Here is a 17,953-nt window from a genome sequence, read left to right on the forward strand (position 1 = left end):
GCACGCGCCGGGGACGAGTTCATGCTCTATCTTCTCGCGGAATTTCTGGGTTTCGAAGGCGCGCTCAACCTCGTGCGCTACCAGACCTTCCGCTTCGGGGCGACGCTGATCACGGCGCTCGTGATCGGCCTCATCATCGGGCCGCGCTTCATCAACATGCTGCGCGTGCGGCAGGGCAAGGGCCAGCCGATCCGGCTCGACGGGCCGCAGACCCACCTCGCCAAGCGCGGCACGCCGACGATGGGCGGGCTGATGATCCTCGTCGCGCTGACGCCCGCGCTGATCCTGTGGATGGACCTTTCCAGCCCCTTCGTCTGGGCCTGCCTCGCGGTCACGCTCGGGTTCGGGCTGATCGGCTTCCTCGACGACTATGCCAAGGTGTCCAAGGCCAGCCACGCGGGCGTTTCGGGGCGGGTGCGGCTGCTGATGGAATTCGCGGTCGCGGGCGTCGCGAGCTACATCATCGTCAGCCAGATCAGCACCAATCTCTACGTCCCCTTCTTCTCCGAGGTCGAGATCCCGCTGGGGCCGGCCTATTACGTCTTCGCCGCCTTCGTCATGGTCGGCGCGGGCAATGCGGTGAACCTCACCGACGGACTGGACGGGCTGGCGATCATGCCGGTGATCATCGCGGCGGGGACCTTCGCGCTGATCGCCTATCTCGTCGGGCGGGTCGATTTCAGCGAGTACCTCGGCATCCCGCACGTGCCGGGCGCGGGCGAACTGGCGGTGTTCTGCGCGGCGATCATGGGGGCCGGGCTCGCCTTCCTGTGGTTCAACGCGCCGCCCGCCGCCGTGTTCATGGGCGATACGGGGAGCCTCGCGCTCGGCGGCGCGCTCGGGGCGATCGCGGTCGCGGCGCATCACGAGGTCGTGCTCGCGATCGTCGGGGGGCTGTTCGTGCTCGAAGCCGTGTCGGTCATCATCCAGGTCTTCTGGTTCAAGCGCACCGGCAGGCGCGTCTTCCGCATGGCGCCGATCCATCACCATTTCGAACAGCTGGGCTGGAGCGAGAGCAAGGTCGTGATCCGGTTCTGGATCATCGCCATCGTGCTCGCGCTGATGGGCCTTGCCACGCTCAAGCTGAGATAGGGCGGACGGCGTGATCACCTCCTCCGCCTTTGCCGGGAAACGCTACGCGGTGCTCGGCCTCGCGCGGTCGGGCGCGGCGAGCGTGCGCGCGCTGCTCGCGAGCGGGGCCGAAGTGATCGCGTGGGACCGCGACGACGACAAGCGCTCCGCGTTCGAGGGGCGCTGCGACCTCGCCGATCCCCTTGCCCTCGACCTCACCGGGTTCGACGGGATCGTGGTCTCTCCCGGGGTGCCGCTCAACACCCACCCGATCGCGCCCCATGCGGCGCGATACGGCGTGCCGGTGATCGGCGACGTCGAATTGTTCGCGCTCGCCCGGCGCGATCTTCTGGACCACCGCGTCGTCGGCATCACCGGGACCAACGGCAAGTCGACCGTCACCGCGCTCACCCATCACATCCTCGCCATGGCGGGCTTTCCCGCGGCGATGGGCGGCAATATCGGCGAGCCGATCATGTCGCGCGAACCGCTCGCCCCGAACGAGACGGGGGTCGGGGTCTACGTGCTCGAACTGTCGAGCTTCCAGATCGACCTCACCTTCAGCCTCGATCCCGAGGTCGCGGCCCTCACCAACATCACCCCCGACCATCTCGACCGCTACGCCGATTACCCCGCCTATGCTGCCGCGAAGGAGCGCCTGTTCGAAATGCAGTCGGCCCGCCACCTCGCCGTGTTCGGGACCGACGAAGGCCCGGCCGGAGCGATCCGGGCGCGGCAGGCGGAGCGACGGGGGGAGGGGCGGGCGGTGCTTGCCGATCTCGCGCGCTTCGCACATCTCCAGCACGAATGGCCCGCGCTGCAGGGGCCGCACAATCTCCAGAACGTCGCGGTCGCGGTGGCGCTTGCCGAGGAACTGGGCGTGACCGAGCCGCAATGGCGCCACGCCCTGCCGCGCTTTCGCGGGCTCCCGCACCGGATGGAGCGGACCTGCGAGAAGGACGGGATCGTGTGGATCAACGATTCCAAGGCGACCAACCCGGCATCCGCCGCGCCCGCGCTCGCCGCCTTCCCGCCCGATCCTTCGATCAACCGGGGCGCCGCGCGCATCCACTGGATCGTCGGCGGGCTCGCCAAGGAGAACGGGCTCGCCGAATGCGAGGCGCATCTTCCCAACATCGCCGCGGCCTACACCGTGGGCGAGGCGGGGCCGCGTTTCGCCGACCTGCTCGAGGCCCGCGGGCTGCGCGTCGAACGCTGCGAACTGATCGCCGAGGCGGTGAGCCGGGCGGGCGCGGCGGTGCGACCGGGCGAGGTGGTGCTGCTTTCCCCTGCCTGCGCGAGCTATGACCAGTTCCGCGACTACGAAAAGCGCGGCGAACATTTCCGCAACCTCGCCCGGGTGATCTCCGGCTGCGCGGATTGCCCGCCCGGCTCCTTCGCGGGCGGGGCCGGGGCCGGGGCATGACCGGGCCGACCGCCCTTCCCGCATCGCGCCGGAGCGCGGGCGCCCTGCCGCCCGCGCTGGTGCGGCGCGGCTGGCGCGAGGAGGTGCGGATCTGGTGGCGCGAGGTCGACCGCTGGCTGCTCGGCCTCATCCTGCTGCTGATGGGTTTCGGCACGCTCGCCGTCGCCGCCGCCTCCCCCGCGAGCGCGGAGCAGCTTTCGACCGCGCAGACGATCCTCGACCCCTTCCTGTTCCTGAAACGCCACCTGCTGTTCCAGCTGCTCGGCCTCGCGCTGATGATCGGCCTGTCCTTCTTCGCCCGCGACGATGCGCGGCGTCTCGGGATCCTTGCCTTTGCCGTCATGCTCGTCCTACTCGTCCTCGTGCCCTTCTTCGGGGTCGAGAAGAACGGTTCGCGGCGCTGGCTCGAAATCGGCATGAGCCTCCAGCCGAGCGAGTTCCTCAAGCCCGGCTTCGCGGTCGTCCTCGCGTGGATCCTGTCGTGGCGGCTGCGCGATCCGCACCTGCCCGTGCTCGCCTTCGCGAGCGCGCTGCTCGCCCTCATCGGCGGGCTGTTGATGCTGCAGCCCAATCTCGGCGAAACGATCCTGTTCGCCGGGATCTGGTTCGTGATGGTGCTGCTGGCGGGCGTTTCGGCAAGGCGCATCGCCGGGGTCGCCGTGCTCGGGCTCGCCGGTCTGGTGCTGACCTATTTCCTCTATGGCAATGCGAAGAACCGGATCGATTCCTTTTTCGGCGGCGGGACCGCCTACGACCAGGTCGACCTCGCCTTCCGCACGCTGACGAACGGCGGGTGGACGGGGACCGGGCTGTGGCTCGGCACCCGCAAGAACAGCCTGCCCGAGGCGCACACCGATTACATCTTCTCGGTCATCGGGGAGGAATTCGGCCTCGCCGTCTGCGCGCTGGTGGTGGCGCTCTACTGCGGGATCGTGCTACGCGCGCTGATGCGGCTGGTGGAGGAGGAGGACCTGTTCGCCCTGCTCGCGGGGGCAGGGCTGATCGCGCAGGTCGGCGGGCAGGCCCTGATGAACGTGCTCGTCAACCTCCAGCTCTTCCCGTCCAAGGGCGCGACCCTGCCGCTCGTCAGCTATGGCGGGTCATCGACGCTGGCGGTGTGCTTCGCGCTCGGGCTATTGTTGGCGATCACGCGGCGCAATCCCTTCCTCCGGCGGGAGGGCGGCGGGCTGCGCCACCTATTCGAGCGCAAGGAGGAGCGCGCATGACCAAGCCGACGCGCCAGACGCCCCGCACGGGCGCGAGTCGCCACTTCGTCCTCGCCGCGGGCGGCACGGGCGGGCACCTGATCCCGGCCTTCGCGCTCGCCGTCGAGCTCGAGGCGCGCGGCCACCACGTCGCGCTCATCACCGACGAGCGCGGCGCGGCCATCCCGGGCAAGCCCGCGGGGCTGACCGCCCATGTCCTGCCCGCCGGGCGGTTCGGGAAGAACCCGCTGAAATGGCTCGGCGGCGTGCGCGCCGTGATCGAGGGGCGGGGCATGGCGCTGCGCCTGTTCGACGCGTTCGAGCCTTCCGCCGTGATCGGCTTCGGCGGCTATCCCGCGCTTCCCGCCCTGCTCGCCGCGACATCGGCGAAGGTGCCGAGCGTCATCCACGAACAGAATGCGGTGCTGGGCCGGGTCAACCGCCTGCTGGCTGGCCGGGTCGATGCGATCGCCACCTCCTATGCGCGGGTCGACCGGCTGAAGCCGAAGCACGCGGGCAAGGTTCATCTCACCGGCAATCCGGTGCGCGAGGAGGTGCTGGCCCTGCGCGAGATGGACTTCCCCCCGCTGACCGAGGAGGGCCTGCTGCGCGTTCTCGTCACCGGCGGATCGCAGGGCGCGCGGGTGCTGTCGGAAATCGTGCCCGACGGGCTCGCCATGCTGCCGCCTGCGCTGCGTACGCGCCTGCAGGTGACCCAGCAATGCCGCCCGGAGGATCTCGACGCGGTCCGCGCGCGCTATGCCGAACACGACATCCCCGCCGAACTCGGCACCTATTTCGAGGACATGCACGAACGCCTCGCCGACACGCACCTGTTCATCGGGCGCGCGGGCGCTTCGACCATTGCGGAACTGACGGGGGTGGGGCGGCCCGCGATCCTCGTGCCGCTGCCGATCGCGACCGACGATCACCAGGCGGCGAACACGCGCGAGATCGTCAAGGCGGGCGGCGCGCGGATGATCCGGCAGGAGAAATTCACGCCCAAGGAACTCGCCAAGCAGATCCAGGCGCTCGCCCAGAACCCGGCGAGCCTCGCCAACGCCGCGCACGCCGCGTTCAATTGCGGGCGGCCCGATGCGACCAAGGACCTCGCCGACCTCGTCGAGAGCCTTGGCGGGATCGACCTCATGGACGTGATCCGCGTCGGCGAGAAGCCCCTGCGCGGCGCGGCGGCGGCGGTGCGGACGCAGCCTTCGACGCGCGACGAGGACATGGCCGCGTGAGGGGGCGGGCGTGAGAGGCGTTCCGACCGATATCGGCACGATCCACTTCGTCGGCATAGGCGGGATCGGGATGTCCGGCATCGCCGAGGTGATGCACAATCTGGGCTACAGCGTGCAGGGCTCCGACATCGCCGAAGGGGCGAGCGTGGAACGCCTGCGGGAACGCGGCATCCCGGTCCATATCGGCCATGCGAAGGGCAACGTCGACGGGGCGGCGGTGGTCGTCACCTCGACCGCGGTCAAGCGCAGCAATCCCGAGGTCGCCGCCGCATTGGAAGCGCGCATCCCGGTCGTGCGCCGGGCCGAAATGCTCGCCGAACTGATGCGCCTCAAATCGACCGTCGCGGTCGCGGGCACGCATGGCAAGACCACCACGACGAGCATGGTCGCGAGCCTGCTCGACCGCGGCGGGATCGACCCCACGGTCATCAACGGCGGGATCATCGAACAATACGGCTCCAACGCGCGGCTGGGCGATTCGGACTGGATGGTGGTCGAGGCGGACGAAAGCGACGGCAGCTTCCTGCGGCTCGACGGGACCATCGCGGTGGTGACGAACATCGACCCCGAACATCTCGACCATTACGGCGATTTCGACGGGGTGAAGCGCGCCTTTCTCGAATTCATCCAGAACGTGCCCTTCTACGGGGCGGCAATCCTGTGCGTCGATCACCCGGAGGTGCAGGCGGTGATCGGCCAGGTGCGCGACCGCAAGGTGGTGACCTACGGCTTCTCGCTCCAGGCCGATATCTGCGGGGTCAACGTGCGCGCTCACAAGGGCGGCAACAGCTTCGACGTGATGGTCCGCCAGCGCGGCGAACATGATCGCCGGATCGAGGGCGTGCACCTGCCCATGCCGGGACGGCACAACGTCCAGAACGCGCTCGCCGCGATTGCCGTCGCGATCGAGATGGGCTGTTCGGACGAGGTCATCCGCGAAGGCTTCGGCGCGTTCGGGGGGGTGCGCCGGCGCTTCACCCGGGTCGGCGAGATCGCGCTTGCCGGCGGCAGCGTGAGCGTGATCGACGATTATGCCCACCACCCGGTCGAAATCCAGGCCGTGCTCGCCGCGGCGCGCGAGGCGGTCGCCTCGGAAGGGTCCGCCAGCGGGGATGGCGCACGGGTCATCGCCGTCGCCCAGCCGCATCGCTACACCCGCCTGCACGACCTGATGGACGGCTTCCAGTCGTGTTTCAACGATGCCGACATGGTGCTCGTCACCCCGGTCTACGAAGCGGGCGAGAAGCCGATCCCGGGCGTCGATTCCGCGGCGCTCGTCGCGGGGCTCAAGTCGCGCGGGCACCGTTCCGCGGCGCTGGTCGAAAGCCATGCCGAACTCGCCGAAACGCTCGCCGCCGTGCTGCGCCCGGGCGACATGGTCGTCTGTCTCGGCGCCGGGGATATCACGCGCTGGGCGGCTACCCTTGCGGGCGCGGTCGAAGCACATGTGAGGCATGAGCGATAGGATGGTCCAGCCCGGCGACACCTGGAACTACGACGACGGACGGGCCCCGACCTGCGCGGTCGAGGGGGCGGTCGCGGCGCCCGTCCCGCTCGAGGGCATCCGGGGCGACCTCACCTGCAAGGCCCCGCTCGCCAAGCTCGTCTGGTTCAAGAGCGGCGGGCAGGCCGACTGGCTGTTCGAACCCGCCGACCTTGCGGACCTCAGGCTCTTCCTCGAGCGGCTGGGCGGGCAGCTTCCCGTCATGGCGCTGGGATTGGGTTCCAACCTCATCATCCGCGACGGCGGCGTGCCCGGGATCGTGGTGCGGCTGGGCAAGCCCTTCGCCGGGGTCGAGCCGGGCGAGGACCACCTGCTGACTTGCGGCGCAGGCGCGCCGGGCATCCTTGTCGCCTCCACCGCGCGCGACCATGGCATCGCGGGGCTCGAATTCCTGCGCGGGATACCGGGCACGGTGGGCGGCTTCGTGCGGATGAACGGCGGGGCCTACGGGAGCGAGGTCGCCGACGTGCTGGTCGATTGCGAGGTGATCCTGCCCGGCGGCGAGATGGTGATGCTGCCGGTCGGGGACCTCGGCTACACCTATCGCCACAGCGAGCTTCCCGAGGGCGCGATCGTCGTTTCGGCAAGGTTCAGGGGCCGCCCCGGCGACCCGGCGGAGATCGGCGCGGAAATGGAGCGCATTGCCCGGGCGCGCGAGGAATCGCAGCCGATCCGCACCAGGACCGGCGGGTCGACGTTCAAGAACCCGGAAGGCCGCAAGGCGTGGGAACTGGTCGATGCGGCGGGCTGCCGGGGCCTGACGCTGGGGGCGGCGCAGGTGTCGGAAAAGCACACGAACTTCCTGATCAACACGGGCGAGGCGACCAGCGCCGACATCGAGGGGCTGGGCGAACTCGTGCGCGAGAAGGTCTACAAGCATTCGGGCGTGATGCTCGACTGGGAAATCCAGCGGGTGGGAAGGCCGTGAGCGAGCCCGCTCCCCTCCATGTCGCGGTCCTGATGGGCGGCTGGGCGAACGAGCGCGAAGTGTCGCTGATGAGCGGGCGCGGCATCGCCGCCGCGCTGCGCGACAAGGGCTACCGCGTGACCGCAATCGACATGGGCCGCGACGTCGCCGCGCGCCTTGCCGAAGCGGCGCCCGATGTCGTCTTCAACGCGCTCCACGGCGTGCCGGGCGAGGACGGGAGCGTGCAGGGGATGCTCGACCTCATGGGCCTCGCCTACACCCATTCGGGCCTCGCCACTTCGGTCATCGCGATCGACAAGCAGCTCACCAAGCAGACCCTCGTCCCCCACGGCATTCCCATGCCCGGCGGCCGCATCGTGAAGTCCGCTGAACTGTTCGAGCGCGACCCGCTGCCGCGCCCCTACGTGCTAAAGCCCGTAAACGAAGGTTCGTCCGTCGGCGTCGCCATCGTCACCGCGGACAGCAATGTCGGCAACCCCATCCACCGCGACGCGCCGGGGCCGTGGCAGGAATTCGCCGAACTTCTCGCCGAACCCTTCATCAAGGGCCGCGAGCTCACCGCCGCGGTGATCGACGGAACCGACGGCCCGCGCGCGCTCGGGGTCACCGAACTGGTCATCGCGGAAGGCTTCTACGATTACGAGCACAAGTACACCGAGGGCCGCACCGAGCACGTCTGCCCCGCGCGCGTCCCGCCCGGGATCGCCGCCCTGTGCGAACACTATGCGCTGAAGGCGCACCGGGTGCTCGGCTGCCACGGCACCAGCCGGACCGATTTTCGCTGGGACGACGAACTGGGCGAGGACGGCCTCTTCGTGCTCGAGACCAACACCCAGCCCGGCATGACGCCACTCAGTCTCGTGCCCGAACAGGCGAAGCACGCCGGGATCGACTATGCCGACCTTGTCGACCTGCTGGTGAAGGAGGCGCTGCGGGTCCACCGGGCGAAAGGGCAGGCAAGGGAGCGGGACGCCCATGGCTAATCGGATCAGGCGTTCCGACGGCAAGGGCGTGCGGCGCGCCGCGAAATCGCAGGGCCGCGCGGCCGGGGCGCGGCGGGCCAAGGCCCGGACCAGCGGCGTGCTCGACCGCGCGATGGGCCTGCTGCCCTTCACCGAGGAGCAATGGACCCGCATCTGGCTCGCCGTCATCATCGGCGCGGGGGTCGCGCTCGCCTTCGTCATCGCCAATCTCGCGGGCGTCCCCGCCATGGCCGAAGCCGAAGTCGCGCGCATGGCGTCCGATGCCGGTTTCGAGGTGCGCCGCGTGCGCGTGACCGGCACCAACCGCATGGACGAACGCGAGGTCTATGCCCGCGCGCTCGCGCAGCGCGACCGCGCCATGCCCGCAGTCGATGTCGAGGCCCTGCGCGCCGAACTGCTCGAACTGCCCTGGGTGGCCGACGCGCGGGTGTCGAAACAGCTGCCCGACACGCTCGCCATCGACATCGTCGAGCGCGAACCTCACGCGGTGCTGGTCAGGCCCGACCGGCTGGTCCTGATCGACAGGGGCGGCCACGAACTCGCCCCGCTCGCGCCCGAGGATGCGGCAGGCAGGCTGCGGATTTCGGGGCCGGGCGCGGCGCGGCAGGTCGCGGCGCTCGACCGGCTGCTCGCGGCGGCCCCGGCGCTCCTGCCGCGGGTCGAGGCGGCCGAATGGATCGGCAACCGGCGCTGGAACGTGACCTTCGAAAGCGGGCAGGTGCTCGCGCTCCCCGAAGGCGAGACGGCGGCGGCGAGCGCGCTCGTCACCTTCGCGCGGATGGACGGGCAGAACCGGCTGATCGGCGGCCAGGTCGCGAGCTTCGACATGCGCAACCCGCCGCGCGTCTACATGCGGGTGCCCGGACGCAGCGAACGGATCGAGGCGCGCGACCTCGCCGCGAGCGGGGCCGAGTGATGGCGCGGCGCGCGGCCGGGCAGGCGAAGGGCGCGGGCAAGGCAGGCGCGAAGGCAAGCGTAAAGGCAAGCGCCCGGGGAACGGGGCGTGCCCGGCTCACCCGCACGATCGGCGCGGTCAATGTCGGCTCGTACCGCGTCTCGGCCATGATCATGGGCGAGGCGGAGAACGGCGACCTCGTCCTGCTCGGTTCGGGCCACCGGGCGAGCAAGGGTGTGAAGCGCGGCTACATCACCGACATGGAGCAGGCCAGTTTCGCCATCCGCGACGCGGTCGAGCGGGCCGAGCGCAGCGCGCAGGCGAGCGTGAGCGGCGTGTGGATCGCCTGCGCCGGGGCGGGGCTGAGGAGCGACGTCAAGAGCGTCGAGACCGAGATCGGCGGGCGGCGGATCGAGGAGGAGGACGTCGAACACCTCCTCTACCTCGCGCGCGGGGCGATCCAGCCCGACGGGCGCACCGTGCTCCATGCCCAGCCGGCGCATTACACGCTCGACGGGGCGCACGGCGTCGCCAATCCGCGCGGGCTCCATGCGGAGCGGCTCGGCGTCGACATCCACGTGATGCTGGCCGACGGGGCGCCGGTGAAGAACCTCATGGAAGCCGTGCAGAAGGCCCACCTCGATGTCGAGGGCGTGGTCGCGGCCCCGCTCGCCGCGGGCCATGCCTGCCTGTCCGAGGAGGAGCGCGAACTGGGCGTCGCGCTGGTCGAGATCGGGGCGGACGTCACCAATGTCTCGGTCTTTGCCGGCGGAATGCTGCTCGGCCTCGCCGCGCTGCCGATGGGATCGGCCGACATCACGGACGCGCTCGCGCGGGCCTTCGGGATCCGGCAGTCGCAGGCCGAACGGCTGAAATGCGTCTCCGGTTCGGCCATCGCCTCTCCCAGCGACCACCGCGAGATGATCGCGCTGACCGCGCCCGGCGACGATTGGGACGAGGCGGGCGGGGCGAGCGTCGCCCGCGGGACCGACGATCGCGGGCGGATCGCGCGGGCCGAACTCGTCTCGGTCATCACCCAGCATCTCGCCCGGCTCACGACCGAAATCGGCAAGGCATTGAAAGGCATGGGCTTCAGCGGTATGGGCGCGGGCCAGGTGGTGCTGACCGGCGGCGGCGCGGAACTCGCGGGGTTGGCCGAATTCGCGCAGGGGGCGCTCGGGATGCCGGTCAGGATCGGCCGCCCGCCCGCGTTCGAGGGCCTGCCCGAGGCGCACGCGACGCCGGGTTTCGCGACGCTGGCGGGGCTGTGCCTCTACGCGGCGGACGATCCGGTGGACATCCGCGCGCTGGGCGACCGTTATGCGCGCAGCCGGATCCCGGGCGCGCCGGGAGGCCCCTTCGCGCTCGCGCGGCTGATGCGCGCGCTGCGGGAGTATTTCTGAGCGCGCTAGAGAATTTGGGGAAAACCGCCCCGATGTGGCATGAACGCGCGCAGGACCCTGTGGGGCCACTGTGGATAAGGGTTAAGACGGTATCAACCGCAAGTCACGATTGTGTCAGAGAATTGCAGGATAGCCCGTAAACTCCGCGGAAAACCGGAAAACGCGGCTGGAGGAAGAACTCATGAGCATCAATATCGGACCCGCCGCTGACGAGGATCTCGCGCCGCGCATCACCGTGATCGGGGTCGGCGGGGCGGGCGGCAACGCGATCGCCAACATGATCGACGCCGAAATCGAGGGGGTCGATTTCATCGTCGCCAATACGGATGCCCAGTCGCTCAGCAGTTCGCCGGCCGAACGGCGGATCCAGCTCGGGCCGGACATCACCGGCGGGCTCGGCGCGGGCGCCCGGCCCGAAGTCGGCAAGGCCGCGGCCGAGGAAACCGTGGCCGAGATCGAGGAGGCGCTCGAAGGCGTCAACATGTGCTTCATCGCCGCCGGCATGGGCGGCGGCACGGGCACGGGCGCGGCCCCCGTCATCGCCGAGGCCGCGCGCCGCATGGGCGTGCTCACCGTGGGCGTCGTGACCAAGCCGTTCCTGTTCGAAGGCACGCGCCGGATGCGCGCGGCGGAAGCGGGGATCGCCGAGCTGCAGAAGCACGTCGACACGCTGATCGTCATCCCCAACCAGAACCTGTTCCTCGTCGCCAAGGCGGAAACCACCTTCAAGGAGGCCTTCCAGCTCGCCGACGAGGTGCTGCAGCAGGGCGTGCGCTCGATCACCGACCTCATGGTCATGCCCGGCCTCATCAATCTCGACTTCGCCGACGTGCGTTCGGTGATGAGCGAGATGGGCAAGGCGATGATGGGCACGGGCGAGGGCGAGGGCGAGAACCGGGCGCTCGACGCGGCCCAGCAGGCGATCGCCAATCCGCTGCTCGACGGGGTCAGCATGGCGGGCGCCAAGGGCGTGATCATCTCGATCATCGGCGGCGAGGACATGAAGCTGCTCGAGGTCGACGAGGCGGCGAACCACATCCGCGAACTGGTCGACGAGGACGCGAACATCATCTGGGGCAGCGCCTTCAATCCCGACCTCGACGGCAAGATCCGCGTCTCGGTCGTGGCCACCGGGATCGAGCCGGGCTCGGCCGCCTCGCAGGATCGTGGGCAAACGGGCGCGGCGCTCGCCACCGGGTTCGGCGGGGGCCGCGCGCCCAAGCGGCCGGTGCTCGAACTGCCGGACGAAAGCGAACTCGAAGCCCCGGTCGTCCCCGCACCCGCCCCGTCTCCCGCCGCTGCAACGGGCGCGCCGGCCGACCGGGCCGACGAACCCGTGGCCAAGGCCGGCGAGGACCTGGCCGGGGACGATTATGGCGAGCCCTTCGACCTCACCGGGATGCAGGCGGGCGACGACATGGGCGAACCCGAGGGCGAGGACGTCGACGAGATCGTCGATCCCCTCGCCGGGCTGCGCGGGGCCGAGGACGACGACGCCTTCGACCTCACCGCCGATTACGTCGAATATTCCGACTCCGACGACCCGCAGGCCGGGGATAGCGGCAAGGACGGGCACGGCGACCTGCTCGCCGATGCGGACCGGCTGGCGGCGGCCGACCAGCCGGTCGCGCCGCGCCTCGGCGAACGACGCCGCGGCCTCCTCGGCGAAAGCGCGCCCGGCGGCACTGAAGGCGGCCCGGCCGGTCGCTCCGGCGGCGGGAGCGGCGGCGCGGGCGCCAGCGCGAGCGGCGCGGGCAGCACGCTGTTCGAACGGATGGCCAATCTGTCGCGCAGTTCGGCCCGGGACGACGACGAGGACGAGGACGACGACGATTCCACCGCTCTCAGCATCCCGCGCTTCATCACCAGCCAGAAGAACCAGTAACGCGCGCGCCCGGCGCGGGTGCCTGCTCGTTTCGTCGGCTGCCGCATTCCGCCTGCCGCGCGCGGTCCCTTGCGGGTCTGGCGCGGCGGGGAGCGCGGGTTATCTCTGCCGCCACGATGAAACCCTGTAACCTTCGCTTTCCGGCGCTCGCCGCCGTGGCCCTCCTCGCATCGCTTCCCGCCGCCGCGCAGGAGGTGACCGCCCGCGAGGTCGTGCAGCCGCTCCCCTCGGGCGAGGTCCAGCGTCTCAACCGCGCATTGATGGACCTTGCCCGGCGGCCCAAGAGCCTGGCCGCGCTGGTCGAGGCGGGGGATGCCTCTCTGGCGCTCGACGATCTCGACGCGGCGATGGGCTTCTATGGCCGGGCCGACGATCTCGACCCGGCGAGCGCGCGGGTCAAGCTCGGGATCGCGGCGGTCTATCTGCGTTCGGGCCGCCCGGTCGAGGCGCTCGAGGCATTTGCCGCTGCCGAGGCGGCCGGCGCGAAGCCGCCGGAATTCGCCCGCGACCGGGGCCTCGCCTATGACCTCGTCGGCGACCACGAGGCGGCGCGCGCGGCCTACGAGATGGCGCTGGAGGTCGCCCCCGACGATCACGAAACGACCCGCCGCCTCGCGCTCAGCCACGCGATCGCGGGCAACCGCGCGGGCTTCGAGGACACGCTGCGCCCGCTGCTCGACCGGCGCGATCACGCCGCCTTTCGCACTCGTGCCTTCGGTCTCGCGATCCTCGGCGACCAGGCGCGCGCGGCGGCGATAGTCGATGCGGTCATGCCACGCGACCTCGCGGGCCGGATCACGCCCTATCTCGCCTTCATGCCCCGCCTGACCCCGGCGCAGCAGGCCGCGGCGGCCAATCTCGGGATATTCCCGCGCGCCGCCGACATCGGGCGCGAGAACGCGCGGATCGCCAGTTTCGCGCGCGACGAGGAGGGCAGTTCCGGTTCCCCGCGCGGGGACGCGCGCATTGCGAATTCAACGCGCGAGGACGCGCGGGCGGCGCGCTTTGCTCGCGAGGACGAAGCGGGCCGCAGGCTTGAACCGGCGGGCGAACCGCTCGGCGCGCGTCCCGGCTTCGATCTCGCCTCGCCGTCCTCGTCGCCCGCGTCGCCCCCGTCGGCCCCGCCGCGCGTGGCGGAGGCGTTCACCGACCTCGCCGGCGGCGGACTTCCCGCCGGGACGAGCCGCGGCGACGCGGTCGATCTTTCCGCGATCGAGATCCCGCGCGAAAGGCCGCCCGCGCCGGAAAAGCCGGCGCATCCCAAGCGCGTGTGGGTGCAGGTCGCGACCGGGCAGGACCTGTCCGCGCTGCGGTTCGACTGGCGGCGCATCGCGCGCGCGGCGGACGGGGTGCTCGGCGGGTTCGAACCGCACACCGTCCGCTGGGGCCGGGCGAACCGCCTGCTCGCCGGGCCGGTCGAGGACGGTGCGAAGGCGCGCGAGATGGTCAACGCGCTCAAGGCGAAAGGGCTCGACAGCTTCACCTATACCAGCCCCGAAGGCACGGAAATCCGGCCGCTGGGCTGAGTCGCACGCGCCCTGCCGCGACTGTCCCCGGCTTTCTGTTCACAGGCTTTGAACAGGCGAGATCGCTTCTCCCCAAGCCGGGCGGGAGAGTATGTTGCCAAGCGGTAAAGCCCATGTGCATTCCTTGCCGCGATGCAAAGCATGATCCCCCAGCAGCCCGGCCCCCAGCCGCCCCTCCCCCAGCAGCCCGGCTCCCACCAGAAAGCCTGCCGATGATGCCGCGCCGCGAACCCGCCCGGACGGGCGAAGACGACGCCGCCCCGCTCGACATGCTCGCCGCCCTGTTCGAGGCGCGCGGCTGGCCGTGCGAAATCGTCGGCGACGACGAGATGACGGGCGAAATCCAGGGCGCCTGGGCGAAATACCAGCTGCGCGCGATCTGGCGCAGCTGCGACAACGTGCTGCAGTTCCTGTGCCTGCCCGACATCCGCGTCGCCCGCGAAAAGCGCGGGGCGGCCTATGAACTGCTCAGCCTCGTCAACGAGCAGATGTGGCTCGGCCATTTCGACATCTGGTCGAACGGGGACATGCTGCTCTATCGCCACGGCGCGCTGCTGGGCGATGACGGGATGCTATCGCTCGACCAGGCGCAGGCGCTGGTCGAAAGCGCGATCGACGAATGCGACCGGTTCTATCCGGCCTTCCAGTTCGTGCTGTGGGGCGACAAGGCGCCGCGCGATGCGCTCGAGGCGGCGCTGGTGGACGCGGCGGGCGAGGCTTGACCAGGCTGCTTCTGGTCGGCTGCGGCAACATGGCGGGCGCGATGCTCGCCGGCTGGCTCGCTGCGGGCGAGGACCCGGCGCGCTTCGCCGTGCTCGATCCGGCGCTCGATGCGGCCCCGGACGGGGTGGCCCTGTTCCGCGCGCCGGAGGAAGCCGCGGGGGCGGGGCACGACGCGATCCTGCTCGGGTTCAAGCCGCAGCAGCTGCGCAGCCTCGCCCCGACGCTCCAGCGCCTCGCCGGGCCGGATATCGCGGTCCATTCGCTGCTCGGCGGGATCACCCTGGCGCAGGTCGCCGCCGCTTTCCCGGCGGCGCGCGCCCGTGTCCGGGTCATGCCCAACCTCGCCGCGCGGATCGGCAAGTCGCCGGTGATCCTTGCCCAGCAGGGCCTCTCGCCGGGCGAGCGCGAGGAGGTGCAGGCGCTCTACGACCGGCTCGGGCTCGCCGTGTGGCAGGAGGACGAGGCGCGCTTCGACCTCGTCACCGCGCTCGCAGGGTCGGGCCCGGCCTTCGTCTATCGCTTCATCGATGCACTTGCCGGGGCGGCGGCCGATCTCGGGCTCGACGCGGAGGAGGCGATTCGGCTCGCGACGGTCATGGTCGAGGGCGCGGCGAGCCTTGCCGCCGGCTCCGATCTCGACCCCGGCGCTCTCGCCGACCGGGTGGCGAGCCCCGGCGGGATGACGCGCGAGGGGATGGACGTGCTCGACAAGGACGACGCCCTGCGCCGCCTGCTCGCCGAAACCCTGCGCGCGACGGCGGCAAAGGGCGCGGCGCTGGCGCGGGAAATCGGCTAGGCGGCGTCGTTCATCCAGGCGCAAGGCAAGGTTAATGACAGGCACCTGTCGGGCACCGGTTTCGCTTGAAAAGCGGGGGCGATGCCCCGATATTGTCGGCACAGGGCGCGGAGCCTTTCGAAACCCGCGCCGCAATGGAGACAAGGGTTCCACGATGGCTGATTGGAAGAACACGGAACGCACCGAGAGCCGCTTCGGCTCGGTGCCGCGCGCGGGCGGCGACGTCGCGGGCCGCGCGACCTACGATCAGGGCCTGCGCAAGCACATGCTCTCGATCTACAACTACATGGCCTCGGGCGTGCTGCTCACCGGCCTCGTCGCGCTGCTGGCTTCCGAAAGCGGGATCACCGCCGCGCTCGTGACGAGCCCGCTGTGGTTCGTCGTCGCGCTGGCGCCGCTCGGCTTCATCCTCGCGATGAGCTTCGGCCTGCACAAGATGAGCCAGTCGACGCTGCAGATCGTCTTCTGGTCGTTCGCGACCGTGATGGGCCTGTCGATGTCGACGATCTTCCTGCGCTTCACGAACGAATCGATCGCGCTGACGTTCTTCGCGACCGCCGGTGCCTTCGCCGGGCTGTCGCTGTGGGGCTACACCACGAAGAAGGACCTGTCGGGCTTCGGCACGTTCCTCGTCATGGGCGTGGTCGGGCTGCTGGTCGCGATGGTGCTCAACTTCTTCCTGCAGTCGGGCACGCTCGCGTTCGTCATCAGCATCCTCGGCGTGCTGATCTTCGCCGGGCTCACCGCCTGGGACACGCAGCGGCTCAAGAACGAGTACCAGTACATCCGCGGCACGCAGATGGCCGGCAAGGCCGTGATCATGGGCGCGACGAGCCTCTATCTCGACTTCGTCAACATGTTCATGTTCCTGCTCAACTTCCTGGGTAACCGCGAATAAGGCGCGCCGGTGCGGGACGGGATGTTCCCCGTCCCGGTCCGGCAACCGCACCACGCTGGTGAAATCTTCGGCGCCCGGCCCCATTTTGGTGGGGTCGGGCGTTTGTTTTGTCGGTCGGACCATCTAATGCTGAAAGCCTTCAGTCGGGGGCAATGTGGTCCGGGGCATGGTGCCAGGCCGCGAACCCCTTCGCGCAAGATGAATGGACATGAGCTTGGCAGACCGCTTCGAGACCGCCCAGTCGGACAGCTTCCCCCGCGAGGCAGCGCCCGCTGCCGCCACCCCGCCCGGGCGCAGGACCGGCTTCGGGCTCAGGATCTTGACCGTGGCGGTGGCCGCCGGCGCGCTCGCCGCCTGCGCGACGCCGCCCCCGCCGCCCCCGCCTCCTCCGCCGCCCCCTCCGCCGCCCCCGCCGGTGGTCGAACAGACGCCCTATCGCCCGCTCCCCCCGGGCGGCGCGGCCTATGTCATGGAAATCCCGCCCAGGCGCGCGGACGGCACGCGCGACACCGTCAACGAAGACCTCACCGAAGACGAGCTCGTCTGGCATTTCCGTTCGGGCTGGAACGTCGCCGCGCTCAATTGCACGGCGGATCGCTACCAGCCGATCCTCGACGGCTACCGCGCCTTCATCGTCGATAACGAACGCGAGCTGAAGCGCGTCAACGACCGGCTGGAAAAGCGCTATCGCAGCGAGGCCAAGACCCGCCGCGAGGCGATGGTCGCGCGCGACGGCCAGACGACGATGGTCTACAATTTCTTCGCCCTGCCGCCCGCGCGCGCGGGGTTCTGCACGGCCGCGCTCGACATGGCCCAGCGCGCGATCGCCGATCCGCCGCAGGACGCGCTGCAATTCGCGCGCGACAATTTCGGGCGACTGCTCGATCCGTTCGAAACGTTCTTCACCGAATATGAGCGCTACCAGCGCGAATCGGCGGAATGGGACGCGAAATACGGCGAACTCTTCGGCCCTTCGCAGCCCGGCTGGGTCGCGGTGCAGAAGGCGCGCGAAAACGGCGTGCCGGTCCCGCGCGTCGGGGTCGGCGATCCTTCGCAGACCGTCGCCGAACCGGGCGGCGTGATGACCGTCACCGATCCCGAGACGGGGGAGCGGGTCCCGGTCGTGCCGGTCGACGAACGCGTGCTCGCGCAGCCGGTGACGCAGCCGCTTCCGGCCGATGCGAACGAGCGCGAGCAGCGCGGCGGCGACGGCGAGTTCGAGGAACCGGCCGGGCCGACCGTTCCGGGCCTGCGCCTGCGCTGAAAGCCGCCCCGGCGCGAAGGGTACCGCCCGCAAGATTGCCGTTGCAAGCGCCATGCCTTCACGCTAAGGCGCGCGCCTGCCCGCAACGGGGTGCGGATTTCGCCCCCGGCCAAGCACCTGAACGGGGCCGTAGCTCAGATGGGAGAGCGCGTCGTTCGCAATGACGAGGTCAGGGGTTCGATTCCCCTCGGCTCCACCAGGT

At 70.3% G+C, this 17,953-nt stretch carries 15 protein-coding genes and 1 tRNA gene; all 16 read left to right on the plus strand.

Annotation, left to right across the window (positions count from 1 at the left end; translation table 11 throughout):
• The first annotated feature begins 21 nt into the window (after positions 1–21).
• The 16 genes from mraY to BLU08_RS14825 all read left to right on the plus strand — a co-directional run bounded on the left by mraY (position 22) and on the right by BLU08_RS14825 (position 17,950).
• A complete protein-coding gene (mraY, locus tag BLU08_RS14750) occupies positions 22–1,092 on the plus strand; it encodes a phospho-N-acetylmuramoyl-pentapeptide-transferase (RefSeq protein ID WP_090200719.1) in 1,071 nt (356 codons plus the stop codon).
• A 10-nt stretch (positions 1,093–1,102) separates the two neighbouring features.
• Positions 1,103–2,497: a UDP-N-acetylmuramoyl-L-alanine--D-glutamate ligase gene (murD, locus tag BLU08_RS14755; RefSeq protein ID WP_090200721.1), complete on the plus strand. Its 1,395-nt coding sequence runs from the start codon at positions 1,103–1,105 to the stop codon at positions 2,495–2,497.
• Positions 2,494–3,723: an FtsW/RodA/SpoVE family cell cycle protein gene (locus BLU08_RS14760; RefSeq protein WP_090201497.1), complete on the plus strand. Its 1,230-nt coding sequence runs from the start codon at positions 2,494–2,496 to the stop codon at positions 3,721–3,723. The genes murD and BLU08_RS14760 overlap by 4 nt, the downstream gene beginning before the upstream one ends.
• Positions 3,720–4,946 (plus strand): undecaprenyldiphospho-muramoylpentapeptide beta-N-acetylglucosaminyltransferase, encoded by a 1,227-nt coding sequence (murG, locus tag BLU08_RS14765; RefSeq protein WP_090200724.1) that lies wholly within the window; start codon positions 3,720–3,722, stop codon positions 4,944–4,946. The genes BLU08_RS14760 and murG overlap by 4 nt, the downstream gene beginning before the upstream one ends.
• Before the next feature lie 10 nt (positions 4,947–4,956).
• Positions 4,957–6,411, plus strand: coding sequence for a UDP-N-acetylmuramate--L-alanine ligase (murC, locus tag BLU08_RS14770; protein ID WP_090200725.1), 1,455 nt, complete (start codon positions 4,957–4,959; stop codon positions 6,409–6,411).
• A complete protein-coding gene (gene murB, locus BLU08_RS14775) occupies positions 6,401–7,378 on the plus strand; it encodes a UDP-N-acetylmuramate dehydrogenase (protein ID WP_233996014.1) in 978 nt (325 codons plus the stop codon). Before murC ends, murB begins: the two co-directional genes overlap by 11 nt.
• A complete protein-coding gene (locus BLU08_RS14780) occupies positions 7,375–8,361 on the plus strand; it encodes a D-alanine--D-alanine ligase (RefSeq protein WP_090200729.1) in 987 nt (328 codons plus the stop codon). Before murB ends, BLU08_RS14780 begins: the two co-directional genes overlap by 4 nt.
• Positions 8,354–9,277: a cell division protein FtsQ/DivIB gene (locus BLU08_RS14785; protein ID WP_090200731.1), complete on the plus strand. Its 924-nt coding sequence runs from the start codon at positions 8,354–8,356 to the stop codon at positions 9,275–9,277. The genes BLU08_RS14780 and BLU08_RS14785 overlap by 8 nt, the downstream gene beginning before the upstream one ends.
• A complete protein-coding gene (gene ftsA / locus BLU08_RS14790; RefSeq protein ID WP_090200733.1) occupies positions 9,277–10,659 on the plus strand; it encodes a cell division protein FtsA in 1,383 nt (460 codons plus the stop codon). Before BLU08_RS14785 ends, ftsA begins: the two co-directional genes overlap by 1 nt.
• A 181-nt stretch (positions 10,660–10,840) precedes the next feature.
• Positions 10,841–12,544, plus strand: a complete 1,704-nt coding sequence (gene ftsZ / locus BLU08_RS14795) for a cell division protein FtsZ (protein ID WP_090200735.1) — start codon at positions 10,841–10,843, stop codon at positions 12,542–12,544.
• A 155-nt stretch (positions 12,545–12,699) separates the two neighbouring features.
• Positions 12,700–14,070, plus strand: a complete 1,371-nt coding sequence (locus BLU08_RS14800; RefSeq protein WP_233996015.1) for a lipopolysaccharide assembly protein LapB — start codon at positions 12,700–12,702, stop codon at positions 14,068–14,070.
• A gap of 215 nt (positions 14,071–14,285) precedes the next feature.
• Complete coding sequence (locus tag BLU08_RS14805) at positions 14,286–14,792, plus strand: YbjN domain-containing protein (protein WP_090201499.1); 507 nt, start codon at positions 14,286–14,288, stop codon at positions 14,790–14,792.
• Complete coding sequence (locus BLU08_RS14810) at positions 14,789–15,589, plus strand: pyrroline-5-carboxylate reductase (RefSeq protein ID WP_233996016.1); 801 nt, start codon at positions 14,789–14,791, stop codon at positions 15,587–15,589. The genes BLU08_RS14805 and BLU08_RS14810 overlap by 4 nt, the downstream gene beginning before the upstream one ends.
• A gap of 154 nt (positions 15,590–15,743) precedes the next feature.
• The gene (locus tag BLU08_RS14815) at positions 15,744–16,487 is read left to right on the plus strand and encodes a Bax inhibitor-1/YccA family protein (protein ID WP_090200741.1); all 744 of its coding nucleotides are present in this window, start codon (positions 15,744–15,746) and stop codon (positions 16,485–16,487) included.
• 208 nt (positions 16,488–16,695) lie between these two features.
• A complete protein-coding gene (locus BLU08_RS14820) occupies positions 16,696–17,751 on the plus strand; it encodes a hypothetical protein (protein ID WP_197676877.1) in 1,056 nt (351 codons plus the stop codon).
• Positions 17,752–17,874: 123 nt separating this feature from the next.
• A tRNA-Ala gene (locus tag BLU08_RS14825) sits at positions 17,875–17,950 on the plus strand.
• Positions 17,951–17,953: the final 3 nt, after the last annotated feature.

It is taken from the genome of Erythrobacter sp. HL-111, assembly GCF_900105095.1.
In the GTDB taxonomy this organism is placed as follows: domain Bacteria; phylum Pseudomonadota; class Alphaproteobacteria; order Sphingomonadales; family Sphingomonadaceae; genus Erythrobacter.